19 protein-coding genes and 1 tRNA gene are annotated in these 22,935 nt (G+C 61.5%); 7 read left to right on the forward strand and 13 right to left on the reverse strand.

From position 1 onward, the window contains the following. Window positions 1-50: 50 nt before the first annotated feature. A complete protein-coding gene (locus BFN10_RS01820) occupies window positions 51-3,569 on the reverse strand; it encodes a membrane-targeted effector domain-containing toxin (RefSeq protein WP_071488183.1) in 3,519 nt (1,172 codons plus the stop codon). A gap of 337 nt (window positions 3,570-3,906) precedes the next feature. On the opposite strand from BFN10_RS01820, the gene BFN10_RS01825 reads away from it, so the two are divergent. Continuing rightward, window positions 3,907-4,095 carry a hypothetical protein gene (locus BFN10_RS01825; RefSeq protein WP_010210250.1) on the forward strand — a complete coding sequence of 63 codons (189 nt, stop codon included), beginning with the start codon at window positions 3,907-3,909 and terminating at the stop codon, window positions 4,093-4,095. Window positions 4,096-4,101: 6 nt separating this feature from the next. Here BFN10_RS01825 and BFN10_RS01830 read toward each other — a convergent pair whose 3' ends face one another. After that, window positions 4,102-4,482, reverse strand: coding sequence for a fe2+ zn2+ uptake regulation protein (locus BFN10_RS01830; RefSeq protein ID WP_071488184.1), 381 nt, complete (start codon window positions 4,480-4,482; stop codon window positions 4,102-4,104). A gap of 237 nt (window positions 4,483-4,719) precedes the next feature. Between BFN10_RS01830 and pvdQ the strand changes: the two genes are divergently transcribed. Both pvdQ and BFN10_RS01840 read left to right on the forward strand, forming a co-directional pair. Beyond that, entirely contained in the window at window positions 4,720-7,005 is a 2,286-nt protein-coding gene (gene pvdQ, locus BFN10_RS01835) for a bifunctional acylase PvdQ (protein WP_071488185.1), read from the forward strand. 212 nt (window positions 7,006-7,217) lie between these two features. Continuing rightward, window positions 7,218-7,291, forward strand: a tRNA-Cys gene (locus tag BFN10_RS01840). A 147-nt stretch (window positions 7,292-7,438) separates the two neighbouring features. Here BFN10_RS01840 and BFN10_RS01845 read toward each other — a convergent pair. The 5 genes from BFN10_RS01845 to BFN10_RS01865 all read right to left on the reverse strand — a co-directional run bounded on the left by BFN10_RS01845 (window position 7,439) and on the right by BFN10_RS01865 (window position 12,462). Beyond that, window positions 7,439-7,825 (reverse strand): DUF1090 family protein, encoded by a 387-nt coding sequence (locus tag BFN10_RS01845; protein WP_071488186.1) that lies wholly within the window; start codon window positions 7,823-7,825, stop codon window positions 7,439-7,441. A 197-nt stretch (window positions 7,826-8,022) separates the two neighbouring features. After that, window positions 8,023-8,277: a hypothetical protein gene (locus BFN10_RS01850; RefSeq protein WP_071488187.1), complete on the reverse strand. Its 255-nt coding sequence runs from the start codon at window positions 8,275-8,277 to the stop codon at window positions 8,023-8,025. A 99-nt stretch (window positions 8,278-8,376) separates the two neighbouring features. Then, entirely contained in the window at window positions 8,377-9,795 is a 1,419-nt protein-coding gene (locus tag BFN10_RS01855) for an efflux transporter outer membrane subunit (protein WP_071488188.1), read from the reverse strand. Beyond that, window positions 9,792-11,360, reverse strand: coding sequence for a DHA2 family efflux MFS transporter permease subunit (locus BFN10_RS01860; RefSeq protein ID WP_083351452.1), 1,569 nt, complete (start codon window positions 11,358-11,360; stop codon window positions 9,792-9,794). Before BFN10_RS01860 ends, BFN10_RS01855 begins: the two co-directional genes overlap by 4 nt. Next, window positions 11,353-12,462, reverse strand: a complete 1,110-nt coding sequence (locus BFN10_RS01865) for an HlyD family secretion protein (protein WP_071488190.1) — start codon at window positions 12,460-12,462, stop codon at window positions 11,353-11,355. The genes BFN10_RS01860 and BFN10_RS01865 overlap by 8 nt, the downstream gene beginning before the upstream one ends. Window positions 12,463-12,561: 99 nt before the next feature. On the opposite strand from BFN10_RS01865, the gene BFN10_RS01870 reads away from it, so the two are divergent. Next, window positions 12,562-13,275 (forward strand): CerR family C-terminal domain-containing protein, encoded by a 714-nt coding sequence (locus tag BFN10_RS01870; protein WP_071488191.1) that lies wholly within the window; start codon window positions 12,562-12,564, stop codon window positions 13,273-13,275. Between the two features lie 14 nt (window positions 13,276-13,289). Here BFN10_RS01870 and BFN10_RS01875 read toward each other — a convergent pair whose 3' ends face one another. The 3 genes from BFN10_RS01875 to gcvA all read right to left on the reverse strand — a co-directional run bounded on the left by BFN10_RS01875 (window position 13,290) and on the right by gcvA (window position 15,889). Further along, on the reverse strand, window positions 13,290-14,051 hold the full coding sequence (locus BFN10_RS01875; protein ID WP_071488192.1) for an SDR family oxidoreductase: 762 nt from the start codon (window positions 14,049-14,051) through the stop codon (window positions 13,290-13,292). Between the two features lie 29 nt (window positions 14,052-14,080). After that, the gene (locus tag BFN10_RS01880) at window positions 14,081-14,908 is read right to left on the reverse strand and encodes a DMT family transporter (RefSeq protein WP_071488193.1); all 828 of its coding nucleotides are present in this window, start codon (window positions 14,906-14,908) and stop codon (window positions 14,081-14,083) included. A gap of 75 nt (window positions 14,909-14,983) precedes the next feature. Next, window positions 14,984-15,889: a transcriptional regulator GcvA gene (gcvA, locus tag BFN10_RS01885; protein ID WP_071488194.1), complete on the reverse strand. Its 906-nt coding sequence runs from the start codon at window positions 15,887-15,889 to the stop codon at window positions 14,984-14,986. A 207-nt stretch (window positions 15,890-16,096) separates the two neighbouring features. Here gcvA and BFN10_RS01890 point away from each other — a divergent pair, with 207 nt between their 5' ends. The 3 genes from BFN10_RS01890 to BFN10_RS01900 all read left to right on the forward strand — a co-directional run bounded on the left by BFN10_RS01890 (window position 16,097) and on the right by BFN10_RS01900 (window position 18,895). Beyond that, window positions 16,097-16,561, forward strand: a complete 465-nt coding sequence (locus tag BFN10_RS01890) for a hypothetical protein (protein WP_071488195.1) — start codon at window positions 16,097-16,099, stop codon at window positions 16,559-16,561. Between the two features lie 250 nt (window positions 16,562-16,811). Continuing rightward, the gene (locus BFN10_RS01895) at window positions 16,812-17,420 is read left to right on the forward strand and encodes a LysE family translocator (protein ID WP_071488196.1); all 609 of its coding nucleotides are present in this window, start codon (window positions 16,812-16,814) and stop codon (window positions 17,418-17,420) included. A 467-nt stretch (window positions 17,421-17,887) separates the two neighbouring features. Beyond that, entirely contained in the window at window positions 17,888-18,895 is a 1,008-nt protein-coding gene (locus BFN10_RS01900) for a GlxA family transcriptional regulator (protein ID WP_083351451.1), read from the forward strand. 217 nt (window positions 18,896-19,112) lie between these two features. Here BFN10_RS01900 and BFN10_RS01905 read toward each other — a convergent pair whose 3' ends face one another. The 3 genes from BFN10_RS01905 to BFN10_RS01915 all read right to left on the reverse strand — a co-directional run bounded on the left by BFN10_RS01905 (window position 19,113) and on the right by BFN10_RS01915 (window position 22,935). After that, complete coding sequence (locus tag BFN10_RS01905) at window positions 19,113-20,351, reverse strand: NAD(P)/FAD-dependent oxidoreductase (RefSeq protein WP_071488198.1); 1,239 nt, start codon at window positions 20,349-20,351, stop codon at window positions 19,113-19,115. A gap of 3 nt (window positions 20,352-20,354) precedes the next feature. Further along, complete coding sequence (locus BFN10_RS01910; protein ID WP_071488199.1) at window positions 20,355-21,926, reverse strand: aldehyde dehydrogenase (NADP(+)); 1,572 nt, start codon at window positions 21,924-21,926, stop codon at window positions 20,355-20,357. A 61-nt stretch (window positions 21,927-21,987) separates the two neighbouring features. After that, complete coding sequence (locus tag BFN10_RS01915; RefSeq protein ID WP_071488200.1) at window positions 21,988-22,935, reverse strand: dihydrodipicolinate synthase family protein; 948 nt, start codon at window positions 22,933-22,935, stop codon at window positions 21,988-21,990.

A 22,935-nucleotide genomic window follows, 5' to 3' on the forward strand; every position in this document is an offset into this window, starting at 1 on the left:
GGCCCGGATACATCCCCGGGCCGTTGTTTGCGGGAGAGCAGCGAGTAAGGTCAGGGTTCTACATAAATCTGCAGATCACCCGGAATGCCGCGTCCCCAGCCTACCGGTTGTGTAGGGTCTTGAGGCCGGCCAATTACCCGGGTGCCGATCTGTCCTGTGACGTTCTTATTGTTAAATACGCCGATGCCGATGCTGCCTGTCAACTCAGCCAGGCCTGGTACGTTTTCGGAGGTGTTCATATGGGAGCACCCGACCAGTGCGACCCATTTTTCAGTGCCTGAAGTCGCCTGGATGGTTTCCGAGGCGTAATAGTTGAACTCTTTAAGGCGGCGTTGCGAACGTTCGCCCGTTGTTGTAGGCACTTTATGGAGATCGCCTTTGTGGCGCGTGAGGTAGATGTGATCAATGGGCATGACTTCTATGCCATTGGCCTCAAGCTTTTCGCATAGTTCCTTGAACGTTGGATCAGTTCTAAGTGTTCTGCCATCCCCCAGGTAACCTATACCGTCATCGATCAGGCCATCCGGCGTATCGATAAGTGCTTCGAAATACACTTTCTTGACGCCTTGGTTCTTTAACGTTTCCACGTTATCGAAAAGCACCTTGAAACTGGCCATCTGCTTATGCGACTCCCCCAAGACTATGCCGTTAGACGCCTTGAATGCCTCTGCGAACAGTTCTGGCGCGCTGATGGGTTCAGGCACCGATGGGATGACAGGGCGTGGCGGTAGCCCTGTTTCGGCCAGGGCGTCATAGCAAGCGTTCATTTCGTCTTTGAACTTCTCCAGTGTTTTTGCCTTGATATCCGGCTGGAAGAAATGGTCAGTCTCGAATTTGCCCTGCAGGCTTTCTACGTAGTCGCCCTTGGGTAACGGCTTTCTGACGTGAACCTGACGAGCGCCAGTATTCGAGGGGGGGCGTCGACGGCGACTGCTGGACTGCCTGGGGGAGTGTGTTTTGGGAACGGTGGGGCTCAAGGTCTCCAGCACGTTGAAATCCTTCAGTGGCGGGCCGTAAGGCCTCCTCGTGACCGGGTCATAGGCATACCGTTGCCCATTATGAATAACGCTGCTGGTCTCCAGGGTTTGCTCCCCAACCTTTAAGGTTCCCCATGTGACATCACCGTAAGGCGGCGGAGTCAAGCCGGCCGCAATCTTGGCTTTGGTAATGCCTTTGCTTGCGAGGCGGGTGCCTCCGAGCAACAAATCGCCTACACCACTCAATGGGTTGAACTCACTGATAACGGTGGTCCCGACGATTTTCGAGACTTGCAAAGCCTTCTTCGTCAGGCTGATGGCTTTGGAACCGACTTTGGTGGCTTTCGCTGCGGCCCCTGCACCAGCAGTGACAAAGCTGAAGACGTCCATGAACAGGTCTATAGCGCCGTCGGCGTAATGACCCTCCTGAAAGTTGCGAATGGCCGATCTGAAGGGAATCAAATCCAGGAAAAAGTTGGTCAGGTTCCATTCGGCATCCATCTGATTGTCGAAGCTGGTCGCGCCCTTGGCCTGCTTGATCACGTCCCGACTATCAATCTGCAGGTGTTTCACAAATGTATCTGCAATAGCCTGGGTTCGCGTGCTTGTGAAGTTCGAGGGGGTAGGCAGCGGTGATCCGGCTTTTGTGTTCTGGCTGAAGTCGGCGTTAGCAACGGGTGTGAATTTCTCGATCGGATAGACCCTATTGGCTTCGCGCTCACGCTCGTGAGTCAGCACGCTGTTACTGACCGCTGTGATAGCGTGTTTGCTAAGGTCCAGCTCATACGTGGCCGTGCCATTCGCGCTGGTGGCCTTGACGTACAGCTTTTCATTTTTATGGTCGAGGGTTTTGCCAGTAAACCCGGGGCCCAGGCGGTAGGTGTCGAGCTGGTAGAACTCAAGTTGCCCGTACTCTAGGTTCTGCCTGTCAGCCAGTGGAAGCTGGGCGATCATATGTTTGATCGCCACGCCAATGCCTTTTTTCTTGTCGCTGATGGCCTGGACAAGTTGGCTGTTGAATTCGGCATTGACTCCCAGATCGAGCGACTTACCTTTCAGCGCGGCATTGATGCGCGGGTCCTGGCTCACCCATTCGTAGTTGTGCAACCCACTCATGGCGATGTCCAGGAGCGACATCATGCCGGCAGGCGCCCGATTAGGGTCGTAGACCGGCTGGATGGACGGTTGCTTGTTGTCATGGACTTTCAGCAGCCATTCTTCAAACGGAACATTTTCGCCAAAACGCGCCTTGAGGCGGGCGAGGGCGATATCCCTGCGGCTGGGCATGTCGGATTGGATCAGGCTGGATGCTTCTATCTGTGCAGTGGCCTGTTGGTTAAACGCGCTTCTGGCCACCTCGATGTCGGCGTCGTTGTATCGACCGGCCCGCTCCGGCGAAAGGATGCCATTGACCAACCCCCACACCCGCAGGGCAGCAATCTGCGCACGCTGAGTGTCTTGCCGGTTGCTAAGGGCGGCAATGTCAGCTTCAGCCATGACCTGGTTAAAGGTCATGTTTTGCACTTTTCCTGGCGTCAGGGCCTCTATCGATGCTGCGGCGATCGACAGCCTGACCCAGGCGGCGCTGCCATACACCACCGTGCCAGGAATGTCTTTAATCAAGAGTTCGGGGGTTTTCTTTGACAGCAAGAGGTGCGCACCGGTCTTGGCCATCTCGGCGGAGGTTCTGCCGGATTCGCTCAAGTGTGTACTCAAACCGTCCACAATCATCGACAAAGGCTTGCCCCAATGGGCTTTGTTGGACAAATCAAAACCTGCCACCTTATTGGGGGCAGGCTCGGCAAAGTACTCCGGGTCCAATTGCAGAATCATTGCTGCCATGAGGTAATCGTTGGCGCTCTCGGCGGTGTCAACTCCATTCATTTTCTGCTGCAGAGCTTTGCCCATCAATTGCCCCTGGGCAGAACCGATCAGGGTTTCCAGCACCCGGATGGGATCATTCAGGACGCCCTCGGGGAGTGGCGCCTGATAGCGCAAAAACTCTAATAACCCCCCTTTGGTTTGCATGACCAGGGGCTTTTCCTCGAGATGATGTTCGTGGCTCATGGCAATCAAACGCAGGCGCCGTTGATCGTCTCTGCTCAAGGGAATAGGCCAGCTCAAGGCCCCCCCAAAATTGCCCAGGGGGTGTTCCAGGGCGCTGTCGACCAGGGCACTGGCCAGGGCGGTCAAGGACGCATGGCTGTCCGGTACGGGGAGGCCGTTGTAGGCGATGTAGTTCTCCAGTGTAGTTCTGCCTAGCTCCTCAAAGGAAGATGAGCCAGGCGCTACCACCATCGGTGTGGACTTGAGTGCCGCGAGGACAGCCTGCGGGGTGACCGCTTCACCCAATTGGGCAGCCAGCTCAGTGAGTTTGCGTGCCAGGGTCCTGAAGTTCTGCTGGTCTGCGAGCTGTTGCTTGAAGTCACCGCTGTCTGGGCTTTTGCCTGTTTGTGGCAGAAGAGTGGGGCCTGCTGCCGAGTCGAGGTTTGCGCTGGCAGTGTCATGGAGGGCTGATAGAGATCGGCCGTTAGGGAGGGGCGGTTGATACGTGTATGACTGCTGAGGCGAGCGAGTATCTAGATGGGTCATTGTTGGGTACCTATTCAGACGTGCTGAGAATAAGCGCCTGTCAACGGGAGGTTCCCTTTTCCCATGGCGCACCGCTGTGTGCTGAAAACGCCCGTTCGCGTTCCGGCTGCGGGTACCAGGGTTTGTAAGATCGGATGTAGGCGGGGAGTAGGCGGGCTGGTCAAAAGCAGTCAGTTCCGTACCGACGACAGCGTCAGCATTGCACTGTAAGGGAATATTTTCTGCTTACTCGGGGGGCTGGTTTATCGTAGCGTGCGCCAGACGAGCCAAAGCTTTTCATCGCCTGTAATATGAGCGCCTATTGATCCCGATCCACTCCCAGATACAGGACCCCCTGATGACCCAAAAGCAGCGTTTGAAATATTCGATTCTGATTGCCCTGGCCGTATTGGCGACGATGTTTGGCCTGTCCTACTTGCAGAACACTGGGGTCATCAGCGAGAAGACATTCCAGACCATCGCCATTGCCGTCGCAGTGGTCGTGGTGGTGATCAACGGCATCATGCGCCGCAAGGTCAAGCTTTAACGGCGATCAGGCGCGGCCTTCGAGTACCTTGGCAGCCTCTTCATGGAGGCTGTAGCTTTTGTCCGCATTGAGGGTGATCACACCTTCGCTGCACAGGCGCTTGAGTACCTCGCGCACGCTGAGAAACGACAGTGGAATGCCCAGCTCCAGCAAGTGGCTGTGCACGCCGCGTACGCCAAGGGTGCGCTGGTTGTCGGCGGCGGTGAGCAGGGCGTCGATGACCTTCAGCCGGATCAGGCTGGTACGCAGGCCAAAACACTTGAGCAGATGGCGGATACGCTGGTTGCCTTGCTGTTCGGGCGTTTTGCCGAACGCTTGCGGGCCGCTGCCGAAACTGGCTTCGGCCGCGTGTGAATGTCCATCCGTGGGCACTTGCGGGTTGTACATGCAAAAACTCCTTATCAGAGCCTGATCAGGAAAAAATGAGCGCTCTTGGTTAATAAGACGAACGAGCGAGCGAAATCATGAAGTGTCGGATGTAGAAATTTCGTCGGTATCGGTTTTGTCACATCCCCACCGCCTTAAATAAACGACCCCGTGCGTTAAATTATTCCCGGTGATTTGCGTTCTTACGGTGGGGTTATTGCCCCTTGTGAGACGGTTAAATCTGACGGTGGAGTCTGCGTGATTATTTCCAATGGGTTGTCCAGGGTCTGCATGGCCGGAGTGTTGCTGGGGTTGGGCCTGGCCGCCTCTGCGCGGGAGCAGTTGACGCCAGCATCGGCGGACATCCGGCGCACCAGTTACGGCGTACCGCATATCCGCGCCAACGATGAACGTGGCCTGGGCTTCGGCATTGGCTACGCCTACGCCCAGGACAACCTGTGCCTGCTGGCCAATGAAGTGGTCACCGTAAATGGCCAGCGCGCCCGCTTCTTCGGCCCCGAGCAGGCGACCCTGGAAGAGCGCAACAACCTGGCCAGCGACCTGTTCTTTGGCTGGCTCAATACGCCGGATGCGGTGGCGGCATTCTGGAAGGCGCAGAGCCCGCAGATCCAGCAGCGTATTGAAGGTTATGTGGCCGGCTACAACCGTTATCTGAAAGAGCAGGGCGCGCCTGCGCAGTGCCAGGCCGCGTGGGTACGGCCACTGGTGGCTGAAGATCTGGTCAAGCTGACCCGCAGGCTGTTGGTCGAAGGCGGTGTCGGCCAATTCGCCGAAGCCCTGGTGGGTGCGGCACCGCCTCAAGCAACCGCCAATGTGTCGAGCAGTGTCAAGGCCTTTGAACGGGTCGCGGCCAATCAACAGCGTTTCGCCTTCGATCGTGGCAGTAACGCCGTGGCAGTGGGGCGTGACCGCTCGTTCAACGGGCGCGGCATGTTGCTGGCCAACCCGCACTTCCCCTGGGTGGGCGGCATGCGGTTTTACGAGATGCACCTGACCATTCCCGGCCAACTGGATGTGATGGGCGCTGCGCTGCCGGGCCTGCCGGTGATCAATATCGGCTTCAACCAGCATGTGGCGTGGACCCATACGGTGGATACGTCCAAGCACTTCACCCTGTACCGCCTGACCCTGGACCCCAAGGACTCCACGCGCTACATGCTCGACGGCAAATCGGTCGCCCTGGATAAAACCATGGTGACCGTGCAGGTCAAACAGGCCGATGGCAGCCTCAAGGACCAATCGCACACGGTCTATAGCTCACAGTTCGGCCCGGTGGTGCAGTGGCCGGGCAAGCTCGATTGGGACAGCCACTACGCCTTCAGCCTGCGCGATGCCAACCTGGGCAACGACCGTGTATTGCAACAGTGGTACGCCATGAACCGTGCCGACAGCCTCAATGAGTTGAAAACCTCGGTACACACCCTGCAAGGCATCCCGTGGGTCAACACCCTGGCCGCCGATGACCAGGGCCAGAGCCTGTACATGAACCTGTCGGTGGTGCCCAACGTCAGCGCGGCCAAACTGGCGCAATGCAGCGACCCACGCGCCGGCCTGCAGATGATCATGCTCGACGGCGCCCATAGTGCCTGTGCCTGGGATGTTGATCCGCGCGCCGCCCAGGCTGGGATCTTCCCGGCCGACCAACTGCCGCAATTGCAACGCACCGATTACGTGCAGCACTCCAATGACTCGGCGTGGCTGGCCAACCCCAAGGCGCCGTTGACCGGTTTCTCCCCGCTGATCAGCCAGGACCATATCGGCCTCGGCCCACGCGCGCGCTTTGCCCTGCAACGCCTGCAATCCCTGGCTAAACCGATCAGCGTCAGCGACCTGCACAACATGGTGATGGACAACGAGGTGTACCTGGCCGGCCAAGTCATGCCCGATCTGCTCGCGTTCTGCGCCAGACACCTCGGCAGCGACGCCACTGCCTTGCACGCCCTGTGCTCCAGCCTGAAAACCTGGGACCAGCGCGCCAACCTCGACAGCGGCCTCGGCCTGGTGCACTTCATCAACCTGGTGCAGCACCTGCAGCAAATCCCCGACGCCTGGCGCGTGGCCTTCGACCCGGCCCAACCCCTCACCACCCCACGCGGCCTGGCCATCGACCGCGCCGATGTCGCCAAAGCCCTGCGCGAAGCCATGCTGGCCTCCACCGCCGACGTCGCCAAACGCGGTTTGACCGCCAGCAGCACCTGGGGTGAGGTCCAAGTCGCCGGGCAAACTCCGATCCACGGCGGCCCGCAGGAACTCGGCATCTACAACGCCATGCAAACCGTGCCCCGCGCCGACGGCAAGCGCGAAGTGGTCAGCGGCACCAGCTACCTGCAAATCGTCACCTTCGACGACCAGGGGCCCCATGCCCAAGGCGTGCTCGCGTTCTCCGAGTCCAGCAACCCGGCTTCCCCACACGCCAAGGACCAGACCCGAGCCTTCTCCCAAAAACAACTGCGCCCGCTGCCCTTCACCGAAGCCCAAATCAAGGCCGACCCGCAGTACCAACAACTGCGCATCAAGGAGTAGGGCAGGCCCGCAACCCCTTGATGCCAATACGAAATATTTTTGAAATCAAGGGGTTGCACGCCTAGGCAAATACGTACATAATGGCGCCCATCGAACGCAATGAAGCATTAAAAACTTCAATGTATTCAATGAGTTAGAGTAGAGGCAGGGTTATACAGCCCACTCAAGTTTTTATGCGATGAGTGTCAGCAGTCGGGACATTGATCGTTTGAGGCCGAGTAGCAAAATGGTTATGCAGCGGATTGCAAATCCGCCTACGCCGGTTCGATTCCGACCTCGGCCTCCACTCTTGAAAACCCCGTAGATTAACGTCTACGGGGTTTTTTATTGCCTGGGCGAAAGTACGGGCGTGCCGATCAAGGTTTTTGCATGGTCCGTCCCGCAGGCATAGAAAAGCCCGCAATTGCGGGCCTCTCGCACACGACTTTCCGGCTTATTTAAACAGCCCACCGATTGCATTGATCGCATCCGCTGCCTTGTTCACGTTTTGTTGGTGCTGCGGGTTGGTATTCACTTGGGCCTGGGTGTTGTAACTGGCGTTACTGCAGCTCTTGTTTGTCTGGGTCAGCGCAGCTTGATAGGCGGTTGCGCGCAAGGTATCGCCCTTGGCATTGGCTGCATTGATGTTCGCCTGCAGGTCGCGGACCTGTTGCTGGCAGGAGGAGGCGTTATTGGAGTAATTAGTGTTATTGGTGGTGTTGTTTGCACCACCCAGAGCAGAGGACAGAGCCCCTGTCAGGGCACTCAAGTCAGCGGCTTGTGCCGATAGGGCGATCAGACTGAACAGGGCGGCGGATGGAGCGAGCTTGGAAAGACGCATGGCAAACCTCAATGTTTTATTGTCTGCACGCGCGTGGCTCCCGAGCTGGTGCAGAGCAATATCCGTATAAAGGTGTGTGCTCGGTTGCGGCAAAATATTATTTGGTCAAATTTTGAGCTTCAATATCCAGTGTCAATAAATGTGAATTCTTTCACGTTGTTCGTCGGCTGCGCGCCATTGGGGTATGCCTCCTGTGATTACAGGATTTCAGACCTGGCGATGCGCTGGTCTTTCACCTCACCTGCATACGCGTGAAGCCTTTCCTGTTGCGCTGCCAGCAACGCGCAGATTTTCATCAGCGCCAGCGCCTCATCCGGCGTGCGACCGTTGGCGGCCAAAGCGGTCAACTCAACCACCGACCACCCAATCACAGCGGCGGCGTCCTCCAGGTCGTAGAACAATTCCTGCTGTGCCGTTCTGGGGCCGTCGAGCCCCTGGATCAATTCTTTCATTTATTGCCCCTCCCGCTTCAGGTCAAACCCCATGATATCCATCCCGATCTCCGCCAGATCGGTCTTGAATGGAATTTCTCCCATCAAACGCCTGATGTGTCACAACGTCCAGCCCAGCCCCAATGCCTTGTGCAGTGAAGCAAAATCCTTGAGCAGTTCCGCGTCCCCGGAAATCCGGTTCTCCTGGGCCTGGTAGCGGGTACGCTCCGCATCCAGCCAATCCAGGGTGCTGGCGGTGCCCGCACGGTAGCGCTGGCGAGTCAGGTCCGCCGCGCGTACCGCCGAGGACTCCACACTGCGCAACAGCACTACGTTCTGGCGTTGATGGCCGTACCGCGCCAGGGCCACATCGGCGTCGCGCAGCGCACTCAGTACCACACTTTTGTACTGCGCGAGCGCTTCGTCGCGACCGGCTTCGGCGCCTTTGACGCTGGCGGCCACGCGGCCGAAGTCCAGCGCGTTCCAGGTCAGGCGCGGCAGGATCAGCCAGGTGCCGTTATCCTTGCGGGCGAGGTGGCCGGGGTCGCCGGCAGAGAATGACAGGTCGCCCATCAGGCTGAGCTTGGGAAACCAGTCGGCGGTTTTCTCGCCGATCTGCGCGTTGCTGGAGGCCAGTTTGCGTTCGGCGACGCGGATGTCGGGGCGGGCCTTGAGCAGGGCGGCGGGGTCCGCCACGGGTACCACACCGGGCATGGCGGGCAGGGCTTTGGCGGTGGCGAGGCGGCCATCCAGTTCGCCGGGCTCCCGGCCGCAGAGCAGGCCGAGTTGATCCAGGGATTCAACGATGGCGGCTTGCAACGGCAGGCGCTGGGCCTGGGTGTTTTCTGCCTGGGTGAGGACTTGTTCCAGTTGCAGCTGTGAGGCCACGCCACGGCTGCGACGTTGCTGGGTCAGGTCGAGGGCCTGGTTTTCAATGTCGACACTCGCGTCTACCAACGCCAGCCGTGCCTGTTGGTCGCGCAGGTCGGTGTAGGCCTGCACCACTTCGGCGGCCAGTTGCACCTGGGCGTCGGCCAGTTGCGCCTGGGCAGCGTCGGCTTCGGCTTGCGCGGCTTCGACGGCGCGACGTGTGCCGCCGAACAGGTCGGCCTCCCAACTGGCATCGAAGCCGGCCAGGTAGAGCGTCAACGGCCCGCGACCGCCACCGCCGCCACCCAGTGAGGAGGTGTCGGGCGAGCGCAGTTTGAGCATCGCGGCGTCACCGGTGACCTTGGGCAGGGCGTCGGCCCGCGCACCGCTGAGGCTGGCGCGGGAGTGTTTCAAGCGGGCCTGGGCGGTGGCGATGTCGGGGCTGTTGTTCAGCGCCATCTCGACCAGCTCATTGAGCTGCGGGTCATTCAACGTTCGCCACCACTGCGCCACAGCCGGGGCGCTTGGCGCTTGGCGGTCGGCATGGGGCAAATGCCCGGCGGCCAGGGTTTTCGGCGCGGCGTCGGGTGCGCCTGAGTAGTCCGGGCCTACGGTGCAGGCCGACAGCAGGCCAACGGTCAGGAGCAGAGGAAACGAGCGAGCAATCATGGCTGTACCGTGCGCTTTTTCAGGATGAAGATCAGGGGCAGGCACGCCAGCATTGCGAGTCCCAATACGTAGAACGAATCGTTATAGGCCATCACCGAGGCTTGGCGGGCGATGTCGTTGGCCAGTTGGGCCATGGCTTGCAACGAGGCGGTGGAGGCGTCGCCGGTTTGTGCCAGGTAGCTGGCGGTGTTGCTGGCCATGTGGTCCTGGGTCAACTGGCTGTTGGCCAGGATGCCTTCGCGCAGCCGGTCGTCATGGAAGTGGCTGCGCCGGTCCATCAACACGCCGAGCAACGCCAGGCCAATGGTGCCGCCGAGGTTGCGCGACATGTTGTAGAGCCCGGCCGCGTCGCCGGCGTCCTTGGTCTCGACCGAACGCATGGACAGTTGGCTGAGGGGCATCATCACCAGGATCTGCCCGAAGCCGCGCAGCAACTGCGACCACACAAAATCATGGCCGACGCTGTCGGCGGTCAACAGGGTGTCTACAAAGCAACTGGCCCAGTACAGCAGCAGGCCGGCGCCGACCATCCAGCGCAGGTCGTAGCGGCCGAGCATTCGCGGCAGGATCGGCATCAGCAAAAACGCCGGAATCCCCGACAACAGCATGATCGCGCCGGACTGCTGCGCGTTGTAGCCGGACAGAATCCCGAGAAATTGCGGCACCAGATACGCCGTGCCATACAGCCCCGCACCCACCGCCGTACCGATCAGCAACACGCTGCCAAAGCTTTTGTTGAGCACCAGTGGCAGGCGCAGGATCGGCGTACTGGAGCGCAATTGCCCCACGGCAATCAGGAAAAAACCGGTGACCGTGGCAATGCTCAGCCACACGATCAGCAGCGAGTCAAACCAGTGCTCGCGCTGGCCTTCTTCCAGCACCACGGTCAGCGAACTCAAGCCCATGGCCAGCCCCAGAATGCCCAGCCAATCGGCGCTGATAAAGCGCTGCAGGTTCATGCGCTCGCTGGGCAGGCCGGTGATCAGCAGGGTGATCAGCGCGATGCTGATGGGCAGGTTGAGAAAGAAGCACCAGCGCCAGTTGATGTTCTCCGTCAGCCAGCCGCCGATCACCGGGCCGAGCAAGGGGCCGAGGATCACGGTCATGCCGAACATCGTGGTGCCGATGGCCAGTTGGTGGGGCGGCAGACGCGTGCGCACGATGGTCTGCGCGGTCGGGATCATCGCGCCGCCGGCGAAGCCCTGGCCGATGCGCCCGGCGATCATCGCGCCAAGGCTGGTGGACAAGCCGCAGAACATCGAGAACAGGGTGAAGGTGAGTGCGGTGCCGATCAGAAACCGGCGCAGGCCGAAGACTCGGGTCAGCCAGGCCGCGAGCGGGATCATCACGATTTCCGACATCAGGTAGCCGGTGGCGATCCAGGTGCCTTCGGTGCCGGTGGCGCCGATCTGGCCCTGGATCTGCGGCAGCGCCGAGTTGGTGATCGACACATCCAGGGTCGCCAGCAAGGCGCCCAGTGCACCGGCGGCGACGGCAATCCAGTCGGTCAGCGAGGCGTTGCGCGGTTTCTCGGCGGCCACCCCGGCCATGCTCGCCTCAGCCATGGTTGGCGTCTGCGGCGTGGGTGCGGGTGTCGACGTCCACGGTGGCCGACAGGCCTGGCATCAATGCGGCACGCAGGTCATCCGGTATGTCCAGGGCAATGCGCACCGGTACCCGTTGCACGATCTTGGTGAAGTTACCGGTGGCATTCGACGGCGGCAGCAGGGCGAACTGCGCGCCGGTGCCGGGCGCCAGGCTGTCGATGTGGCCTTGCAGGTCGCGGCCGGGCAGGGCGTCGACATGCACGGTGACGGTCTGGCCGGGGCGCATGCCACCGATCTGGGTTTCCTTGTAGTTGGCGGTGAGGTAGATCGCGCTGATCGGCACCACGGTCAGCAAACGCGTACCAGGTTGCACGTACTGCCCCACGCGTACGCCACGGTCAGCCACACGGCCGTCCAACGGGCTGCGGATGACCGCGTCGTCGACGTCCAGTTGGCTTTGCGCCTCGCTGGCCTTGGCTACGCCCAGTTGCGCCTGGGCCTGCTTGAGCTGGGCCTGCAACGTGCCGTAGCGAGTCTGGCTGGACCGCAGCGCCGCCTGTTTGGCCGCCACGGTGCTGCGGGCCTGTGCCAGTTGGTTGTTCAGTTGGGCCAGGCGCTCTTCCGGTTCGGCGCCCGAGCGGGCCAGCGGCGCGTAGCGGGCGACTTCGGTCTGCGCATGCCGGGCATCGGCCTCGGCGCCCTGCAATTGGGCGCGGGCTTCGGCGATGGTGGAATCCTGTTGCACCAGGTCGGCCTGGGCCTTGGCAAAGTCGGCATTGCGTGCGGCGATGGTCGCGGAGGCTTCGTCGCTCACGGCCTGGTACTTGCGCGCATCCAGGCGCACCAGCACGTCGCCACGCTTGACGTTCTGGTTGTCGCTCACCAGCACGTCGGCCACGTAGCCGTTGATCTTTGGCGCCACGCTGATGCTGTCGGCTTGCAGGTAGGCGTCGTCGGTGGTTTCGATAAACCGCCCGGTGATCCACCACCAGGCGCCCCATGACACTCCCGCCAGCACGGCAACGCCGGCCACGCTGAGCAGGATGCGCCGGGCCTTGCCACGTTGACCGTTGACGGTTTCTTCAGGCATGACCTGAGGGGGGGGAGGTGCAGCCGACATCGAGGTCACTCCAGATTTATAACGAGTGGAATAAATTCCTTTTTTCGCGAATTTTTGTCAACTGGTATATTTTGGTCCGGTATTCGAAGGGAGCTGCACATGGCACGACACAAACCTGCCGCCGAGGGTGGTTACCAGCGCGGCGAAGAAACCCGCGCCCGCATTATCGAGGCGGCCGTCGAGGTATTCGGCGCGCGTGGCTACGATGGGGCGTCCACGCGTGATATCGCCACGGCTGCCGGCGTCAACGCACCTGCGATCCAGTACTACTTCGATGGCAAGGAAGGCGTGTACCTGGCGTGCGTCGAGCACTTGATCACGCTGCTGTGGCGCAAGATGTCGCCGCCGGTGGAGGCGGCGGAAAGCGTGCTGGCCGATGCCGATTCCGGCGACAACGCGCTGATCGACGCCTCGCTGGGCATCCTGGGCACCGTGGTTTCAACCATCCAGGACAGCCCGCAAACCACGGCCTGGCGTGCGTTCATGGATCGCCACCAGGCCGGCTTGTGCCCGCAAAGCGCAACGATGGCTTTCGAGGAGCGTTTCAAGGCGCGTATTGCGCGGGTCATCCGCCAACTGATCGCTCGCGTCGCCGGCCTGGCGCTGGAGGATGAGCGCACGGTGATCCATTCCATGGCGCTGTTTACCCAGGGCCTGGCGTTCCGCATCCAGAAGCCCAAGCTGCTGGAGGCGTTGAAGTGGAGCGAAGTGAACCAGAAGGAAATGGAACAGGTGCGGGAGGTGGTGCTGATGCAAGCGCGGTTCACCCTGGAAGGGCTGGCCCGGCACCGGGACCAGCACGCCTCCCGTTAATCGGCGGTTGCCGCCTACTTGCCGCCTGTCACATCCAGAAAGGTCCCGGTGATGAACGACGCTTCCTTACCGGCCAGCCACAGGATAGCGCGGGCCACCTCTTCGGGTTCGCCGCCACGGCCCATGGGAATGCTGTCCTTGACCCGATCCACACGCCCCGGTTCGCCGCCGCTGGCGTGCATGTCGGTGTAGATATGCCCGGGCCGTACGCAGTTGACGCGTATGCCTTCACGGGCGACTTCCTTGGATAAGCCGATGGTGAACGTCTCCAGGGCGCCTTTGGAGGCAGCGTAATCGACATACTCGTTGGGGCTGCCTAGGCGGGCTGAGGCGGAGGACACGTTGATCACGCTGCCACCCGTGCCATTGTGGCGCAGCGACATGCGTTTCACCGCGTGCTGCGCGCACAGCATCGGGCCGATGGCATTGATCGCGAAGATGCGCTGCATGCGGGTAAAGTCGAGGTCTTCAAAGCGTGACTGCAGGGCAATGATCGCGGCGTTGTTGACCAGCACATCGATACGGCCAAACGTCTGGTCAATGGCTGCGAACAGCTGCGCGACCTGAGCAGGGTCCGCACTGTCGGCGCGGATGGCCAAGGCACGGCGCCCCAACGCTTGCACATCCGCCACCACGCCGAGCGCGGCCGCCTCGTTGCTGACGTAGCTGATCGCGACATCGTAGCCTTGCGCCGCTGCAAGGCGCGCGGTTGCCGCGCCGACACCGCGGCTGCCGCCGGTAATCAGAATCAGCGGTGTCGAAGACACAGTACTCATTGCTTGGACCTCCTTTGAGGGGTTAAGGATCAGCCTATCAGCATCGTGCCGGTCGCAATGACCACGCACGCCAGCACTTTGCGGACAGTCAGCGACTCGCCCAAAAACAAATAACCGATCAAGGCCGCGAACAGCACGCTGGTTTCGCGCAGGGCCGAAACGGCGCCCATCGGCGCGTGGGACATGGCGTAAATGACGATGCCGTAGGCCAGGAGGGACACAAGCCCCCCGATCAAGGCCGTGATGACGCCGGGGCGTGGTGCGAAGAGGCTGCGTGTATCGCGCAGGCCGATGTACACCAGGGGCATCAATACGCCCCAGAGCGCACACATCCATACGGTGTAGGCCATCGGTGCGCCGGACAGCCTCGCGCCAATACCGTCCGTGACGCTGTAGGCCGCGATGAAAAAACCCGTGCCCAGGGCGTAGGGCAGGCTGGGCACCGCCAGTCTGCGCTGTCTGAAGGCCAGAGAAATAATGCCGCCGGATACCAGCACGATGCCGATGAGGGCGTTCGTGCTGAGCGTTTCACCGGCAAACACCAAGGCGCAAAGCGTGATCAGAATGGGCGAGGAACCGCGGGCGATCGGGTACGTCTGCCCCAGGTCGCCCACCTTGTAGCTTCGCACCAGGAACAGGTTATAGCCCACGTGCAACACGCCCGACAGCACGGCGTAGGGCCAGCTGGCTGGCGCGGGAGGGGCGAGAAACAAGGCTATTACACTGCTGGCGATGGCGACCGCCACGCACATCATGGTCATTGACCACAGCCGGTCGGCGCCGACACGCAACAATGCGTTCCAGCTGGCATGCAAGAGGGCGGCGAAGAGGATGAGTAGAACGATGGGTAAAGGCATGCGCCATGTTAAACACCACAAGGGCGTGTTTAACAGCGAAGTCCTTTCATCCTGTCATGAGTGAATGTTCATGCATCACTGATAATTTTTCTGTGCCTGCATCGACTCGGCCAACAGCCAGTTACGAAAGCTGATGATGTGTGGCTGGGTTTCGATCCCTTTGGGGCAGACAAAGTAGTAGCCGACCGGCGACGCGAACGGCAGCTCAAACAGCCTGATCAGGCGGCCGTCGTTGATTTCAGCTTCAACATGGCCGCTCCGCGCCAGCGCAATACCTTGGCCCAGCAGCGCCGCCTCGATGGTCATGTTGGTGTCAGCGAACCTGACGCTTTCCTTGAGGGGTGCAATGCTGACGCCGATATGCTCGAACCAGGCGTCCCACTTGGGCACCAGGTCTGCGCCGTCGCGCGTCAGCAACGGGTAACGCAGCAGCTCAGCGGGCTCGTGGGGCGCGCCGAAACGGTTGAGCAGATCCGGGCTGGCCACCGGGAAGATCTGCTCGCGGAGCATGAATTCCGAGTGCAGGCCGGGATAATTGCCGTTGCCCAGCCGGATGGCCACATCCGGGTCTGAGCTGGAGAACTTGATGGCCTTGTCGCTGGTCTCCAGCGTGATCAGGATTTCCGGATGTTGCTGCGACAGGCTGGGCAACCTGGGCAGCAGCCATTTCAAGGCAAACGAATACGTGGTGCTGACCTTCAGGCGAACCCGGCCTTTTTGTTCCCGCAGGTCAGCCAGGGTGGCCTCAAGGTTCATGAAAAACTCGCGCACAATGGGCGCCAGTGCGGCCCCGGCCGGGGTCAGCCGCAACGCCTTGCCGCGCTGGAACAGCTGCAAGCCCCACAGGTCCTCGAGGTGCTTGAGTTGGTGGCTGACGGCGCTCTGGGTCACATGCAACTCTTCTGAAGCCGATGTGAACGTCGCATGCCGGGTCGCTACTTCGAAAGCTCGCAGCGTGGCGGTGGGCGGTAGGTCTCTCATGACTGGGGTCCGGGTCGGCGGCTGGCAATTAATCGGCATGAATACAGGTTCATGGTAATGGATTGGCAGGCTTTCACAGAAGCTGTAGACCATGGCCTTGTGAATTGTTGTGAAGCACAGATTAATGGCCCATTGCCCATGCTAACGTCTGTTCCTGGCTATCGTCAGCACGACGATTTCATTCGTACCATCAGGGGAGCAGCGCCGATGTCTACCACCGTAACGCCCGCCGGCAGCGGGGCAAACACACCTAAAGCGTCACCGTCGGCGTTCGATGACAAGTTGAACATCGCCAAGTCCAGCAAAGTGATTGCCGACTACATGCGCCAGACCGGCAAGTCGGCCATTACCAAGCAGGAGCTGACCCAACTGGCCAACAACGCCTCGGGCAAGGTGCCGGCCGAAGTCTGCGATGCGGCCAAGTACATGGAGCGTCATCCCGACGTTTTCACCGCCATCGAAACCCACGATGTGCCGGGCGCCGATAACCTCTCCGGCGTGTGGAACTTCGATTGGGCCGCCAACGGTGGATTGAACGGCACGTCGACCGACGCGATTGCGAAGATGCAAGACACGTTCGATTTCGCGATTGCCAAGTCTGCGCAGATCACCGAGATTTCCACGGGTAAAAAAGCCGAGCTGGATTCGACCAAACAACGGCCGCAGAACTAAAACAGTGCGTTGTACTGTCCCTTGCCAAGGGGTTACACGATAGCCCAGGCAAAGAAAAGCCCGCGTGGGGAGCGCGGGCTAAAGGGATGTTCATTAGGAGCTGAGGCCACCCTAGGCGCTTGTCTGTGAAAGGTTTGTGAAAACCACGGCAAAAAAGTGTATGCCTCAATCCCGCCATGGCTGTACGGGGCAGGGCGGTCGATAACCCTCTACTGTCGCAGGCATACCACTGCCGTTTGGATGCCGCGTCATGTTCATGTCTACCAGCCTGTTGTCCGCCTTTGTGCTGTTTGCCTTCGTGTCCTCGATCACGCCCGGGCCCAATAACACCATGCTGCTCGCTTCGGGGGTGAACTTCGGCTTTCGCCGCTCGATGCCCCATGCATTGGGGATCAGCATCGGTTTCATGCTGCTGGTGATTTCGGTGGGGCTTGGGCTGGGCGAAGTGTTCAAGGTGTTCCCGTGGGCCTACACGGTGTTGCGCTACGTGGGGGCTGCGTACTTGCTGTACCTGGCGTGGAAGATCGCGACGGCGGGCGGCATGTCCGACAGCCCTGATGAACAGGGCAAACCCATGACTTTCCTCGGCGCGGCGGCGTTCCAGTGGGTGAACCCCAAGGCCTGGATCATGGCGCTGGGCGCTATCACCACCTACACGCCGGCCGAAGGCTACGTCACCAATGTGCTGGTAATCGCGCTGGTGTTCGCCGTGGTCAACCTGCCCAGTGTGTGCGTATGGGTCGGGTGTGGCAGCGGCTTGCGCAATGTGCTGCGTGAGCCGCGCTGGTTGCGCCTGTTCAACTGGACGATGGCCGGGTTGTTGGTGCTGTCGCTGTACCCGATGCTGTTTGCCGGCTGAGCGTCAGACCGGCGAGATGGTCGCGAGCAGGCCGATGCCGATGGTCAGTACCAAAAAGCCGAACAGGAAAAGTGCCATCTTGGTCATAAGGCCTCCGAAGGGAAGGGAGTGGGGATGGGGCCATTGTCCGCCCAGACGGCGTTTCGATACAGCTGCAGATAGCAAAGAAAAAACCGTATCAGATGCGCTTGCCGCTGTTCAGCCGGGGGCTTTCAGCGCGTGTGGCTGTTTCAGGATCAGCGCCGGACATCAAGCGATAAGTACGCTGTGGCGAGCGGGCTTGTCCCGCGTTCGGCTGTTAAACAGCCCCAAAACCAGCGGCCAAAGAGTGCCTGACTCAGCGCATTCCTCAATCCAGGCTCGCTTCGCAACCCAACGCGGGACAAGCCCGCTCGCCACAGCTACAGTGTTCGCCCTTAATGGCCGGTTTTTCAAAGACCTCAACAATAAGAGTGGGCCAACCCTCGATGGAAAGACGTCAATTCAGCGGTGGCATGAAAGGCAAGAACCTGCGCTACCTCAACGAAACCCAACAGCCGGCGTCGGTCACCCGCGTCGGCTTCCTGTTGCTTGAACATTTCTCCCTGCCGGCGTTCACCCAGACCCTCGACACCTTCGTTACCGCCAACCTGCTGCGCCCCGACCTGTTCGCCTCACGCACCTTCGGCTGTGACGATGGCGAAGTCATCAGCGACCTGGGCCTGGTGATACGCCCCGATGCGCGCCTGGATGCCGGAGCATTGCACGACTTGGACCTGCTGGTGATCTGTGGCGGTTTCCGTACCGAACTCAAGGCCGGCGAAGCCTTGATCCAGCTGCTGCACACCGCCGCCGAACAGGGCATCAGCCTTGCGGGGCTGTGGAACGGCGCCTGGTTCCTCGGCCGTGCCGGCCTGCTGCAAGGCTATCGCTGCGCCATCCACCCCGAACACCGTCCGGCGCTGGCGGAAGTCTCCAAGGCGACCCACGTCACCAGCGAACCCTACGTGATCGACCGCGACCGCCTCACCGCTTCCAGCCCGTCCGGGGCCTTCCATATGGCGCTGGACTGGATCAAGGGCCTGCATGACAAGGCACTCGTTGAAGGCATCGAAGACATCCTGGCCTTCGAAGAGTCCCGCTACCGCCGCATCAAACCCACCGAAAACGTCAGCGTCAGTGCGCCGTTGCGTGAAGTGGTGAAACTGATGGACGCCAACCTCGAAGAACCTTTGGAGCTGGACCAACTGGCGGTCTACGCCGGCCGCTCGCGGCGCCAGTTGGAGCGCTTGTTCAAGGAACAACTGGGCACCACCCCGCAGCGGTACTACATGGAACTGCGCGTGACCGAGGCGCGGCGGCTGTTGCAGCACACCGAGTTGTCGCAGGTGGAGGTGCTGGTGGCATGTGGGTTCGTGTCGCCGAGCCATTTCAGCAAGTGCTATAGCTCGTATTTCGGTTATCGCCCCTCGAAGGAGAAGCGGTTGGTCAAGTGACTGCACTCGTCAACCAAGACAGTCACATTCCTCCTGTGGTGAGTTGGCGTGTTGTGGCGAGCGGGCTTGCCCCGCGTTGGGCTGCGCAGCAGCCCTAAAAACGAACAACGCGTGCTGTCTGACAGGCCGCGGTGTTTTCTATTGGGGCCGCTGCGCAGCCCAACGCGGGGCAAGCCCGCTCGCCACAACAGGCAACTCACCGCAAAAAACGCGTTGGTCAGAATCGGTCCAGACGATAAGGAGTAAATAACGGAGTTTGACCCTTGCTCGCCAACTCCCCAATCATCTCCGCCGTCACCGCCGCCTGCGTCAACCCCAGATGCTGGTGCCCGAACGCAAGCAGCACCTTCCCGTCACACACCCGGTCAATCACCGGCAACGAGTCCGGCAGCGACGGCCGAAACCCCATCCACGGTGTCGCACCCTCTGCGCTGAGGTCATCGTGAAACAACCCCTTGCTCAACCGATGCAACTGCCAGGCACGCTGCATATTCGCCGGGCGGTCAAGGCCGGCGAACTCCACTGTACCGGCCAGGCGCAGGCCGTCGGTCATGGGGGTCATGATGAATTTTCGTTCCAGGGAAGTGACGGCAAACGGCAGGCGATGCGGCTCGTGGGGCAGCATCAGGTGATAGCCGCGTTCCGTGTCCAGCGGGACTTTTTTGCCGGTCAGGGCAGCGGTCAATCTGGCTGAGTGGGCGCCGCAGGCAATCAGCACCTGGCGTGCACTCAGGGGGCCCTGAGCGGTGGTGAGGGAGACGCCGTGTTGGTCAAGCCGCCCATCCAGTACCTGGCGCTTGAGGAACTGCACGCCACTGGCCTTGGCGGCGTCGACCAGTTCGCACACCACCTGGAACGGGTCGAGGAAGTGACCGGTGCCCGGAAAAAACAACCCGCCCTGGATGTGCTCGCTCAACTGCGGCGCAGCCTGGCGTATGGCATCGGCGGTCCAGAACGTCACGGGCACCTGCTGCGCTTGCATGCGCTGCTGCAAGGCCCGGAGCGCGTCGCGTGAGTCCGCTCGTTCGTACACCAACAATGACCCGTCTTCACGCAGCAGGTGCGCGCGTCCGATGCTGGTCAGCAGGCGCTGCCAGGCGCCCAGGCTGCCTTCGTTAAGCGCACGAATACCCGCGACGGTACGCTGATAGCGCGCCGGACGCAGGTTCAACAGCAGCCGCGCAAACCAGGGCAGGGCGCGCGGCAGGTATTTCCAATCCAGGCGCAGCGGGCCCATGGGGTCCAGCAGCATGCCGGGCAAGCGCTTGAGGATCGACACGTCGGCAATCGGGAACACCTGTTCGGTCGCCAGGTGCCCGGCGTTGCCATAGGACGCGCCCATGCCGGGTTCCTGTTGATCGACCACCACCACGTGCCGGCCCTGACGCGCCAGTTGCAGGGCGCAGGCGACGCCGATAATGCCGGCGCCGACTACGACGATATCGGGATCGGACATGGCCTATGCCTCTCTCTGGCCGTCAAGCAAACGCCGCAGCCGCAACGGATTGCCCTGTTGGAGCGCATCCGGCAACAACGCGTCGGGGAAGTCCTGATAGCACACGGGGCGCAAGAACCGCTGGATGGCCGCCGTGCCCACCGAAGTGCTGCGCGAATCCGAGGTGGCGGGGAAGGGGCCGCCGTGGACCATGGCGTCACACACCTCAACGCCAGTCGGCCAGCCATTGACCAGCAGGCGGCCAGCCTTGCGCTCCAGCACTGGCAGCAGGGCCCTGGCGCTTGGCACATCGTCGTCATCCATGTGCAGCGTGGCGGTGAGTTGGCCTTCCAGATGTTCGGATACCCGGCGCACTTCTTCGTTATTCGCGCACACCACAACCAATGAAGCCGCACCGAAGACTTCGGCTTGCAGGTGTTCGTTGCTCAAGAACGCAGTTGCCTGGGTCACGAACAGGTGGGCCTGGCCCTGGTTGGGACCTTCAGTCGCCGAACCCTGTGCGACGACCTCGGCGTGTCCCGTCAGTGTGTCTATGCCTGACGTGTAGGCACTGGCGATGCCGGGTGTCAGCATTGTTTGCGCCGCACAGTTCGGCAGTAACCCACTGGCGGCACTGATGAAGCGATCCAGGGCAGGCCCTTGTACTGCAATCACTAACCCTGGGTTGGTGCAGAACTGCCCCGCACCCTGGGTCAACGACGCCACAAAACCCTGGGCCAATGCTTCAGCCCTGGCTGCCAACGCTGCCGGAAACAGGTACACCGGGTTGATCGAACTCATCTCCGCGTAGACCGGAATAGGCTCCGGCCGTGCCTGCGCTGCCTGGATCAACGCAAGGCCACCGCTGCGCGAGCCGGTAAACCCGACGGCCTTGATGCGCGGGTCGGTCACCAACGCAATGCCCACCTCACGGCCCGAACCGTACAACAGTGAAAACACACCTTCCGGCAGACCGCACGCCTTGACCGCCTGCGCCACCGCACGCCCCACCAGTTCACTGGTGCCCGGGTGCGCGCCGTGGGCTTTGACGACGACCGGGCAACCGGCAGCCAGCGCAGAGGCGGTGTCCCCACCGGCCACGGAAAACGCCAGTGGAAAGTTGCTGGCGCCAAACACCGCGACCGGGCCCACCGCGATATGGCGTTGGCGCAGGTCTGGGCGAGGCAGGGGTTGGCGTTGCGGTTGTGCGTGATCGACCCGCACATCCAGCCATTCCCCGGCACGCACGGTGCGGGCGAAGGTGCGCAGTTGTCCGCAGGTGCGCCCTCGTTCGCCCTGGATGCGGGGGCGAGGCAGGCCGGTTTCGGCGACGGCGCGGTCGATCAACTCATCGCCCAGGGCCTCGATGTGCGCGGCGATGGTCTCAAGGAATGTGGCGCGCACTTCCAAAGAGGTTTCGCGATAGACATCGAATGCCGCCCACGCCAAGGCGCAGGCCTGCGCGACATGCTCGCCGTTGCCGCCGAGGTAGGCCGGTTGCAAGGCGGAATCGGTGGCGGGGTTGATCGCCTGGATTGCTTCGCGATTGCCGGCAGTGGCGTGCTGACCGATCAGCATCTTGCCCGTCAGAGTCATGGGGGATTTCCTGGATAAAAGAAGGTTAGCCGCTGCAAGTGTCGCAGCGGCGCGCGAAGGGTCAGGCGACGTTCTGTTCCGCCGACCAGTTGGCGTACCACTGGCGGAACAGGGCGTACTGGTGCTCTGCGTAACGACGCTGGGCATCGCTGAGGGCGTCGGTTTCGTTGAAGTGCAGGGCGTAGCCTTGGTCACCGTTCAGCACCATCAAGTGCTTGTAATACAGCACCAGGTCGCAGCCCTCGTCGAAGGATGACAGCACTGCCAGCGCGGCCTCCAGCTCACGCGCCTGGCGACGGGCCTTGGCATCGCCCCTGGCGGCTTTTTTACTCAGGGCCACCAGTTGCAGCACTTCCCGAGGCAACGCGTTGCCGATGCCGGTGATGGCGCCGGTGGCATTGCAGTTGACGAAACCGTGCACCACCTGGGTGTCGACACCCACCATGAGCGTCACGTTGTCGTCCTGGGAGGTGATGTGTTCGGCGGCGTAGCGCAGGTCGGCACCGCCGCCGAATTCCTTGAAACCGATCAGGTTCGGGTGCTCGCGGCGCAGTTCGAAGAACAGCTCGGCGCGGGTCGCGAAGCCGTAGTAGGGGCTGTTGTAGATCACCGCCGGCAGGTTGGGCGCGGCCTTGAGGATCGCCGAGAAGTGCGCCTTTTGTGCGGTGGCGGAGGCCCCCCGGGACAGCACACGCGGAATCACCATCAAGCCATGGGCACCGACCTTGGCGGCGTGGGCCGCATGGGCCACGGCTTCACGGCTGTTCACCGCGCCGGTGCCGACGATGGTCGGCACACCGGCCGCCACCAGCCGTGCCACGCCTTCCTGGCGCTCGGCCTCGGTGAGCAACGGCCAGTCACCCATGGAACCGCAGTACACCACGGCGCTCATGCCGATATCGATCAGCTCGCGGCCCTTGGCGACCAGGGCGTCGAAGTCCGGCTTGCGTTCGGCGGTGCACGGGGTCATCAGGGCAGGGATGCAGCCGGTGAAGATGTTGTCGCTCAT

Origin of the sequence: Pseudomonas extremorientalis, assembly GCF_001870465.1 — a bacterium.
GTDB lineage: Bacteria > Pseudomonadota > Gammaproteobacteria > Pseudomonadales > Pseudomonadaceae > Aquipseudomonas > Aquipseudomonas extremorientalis.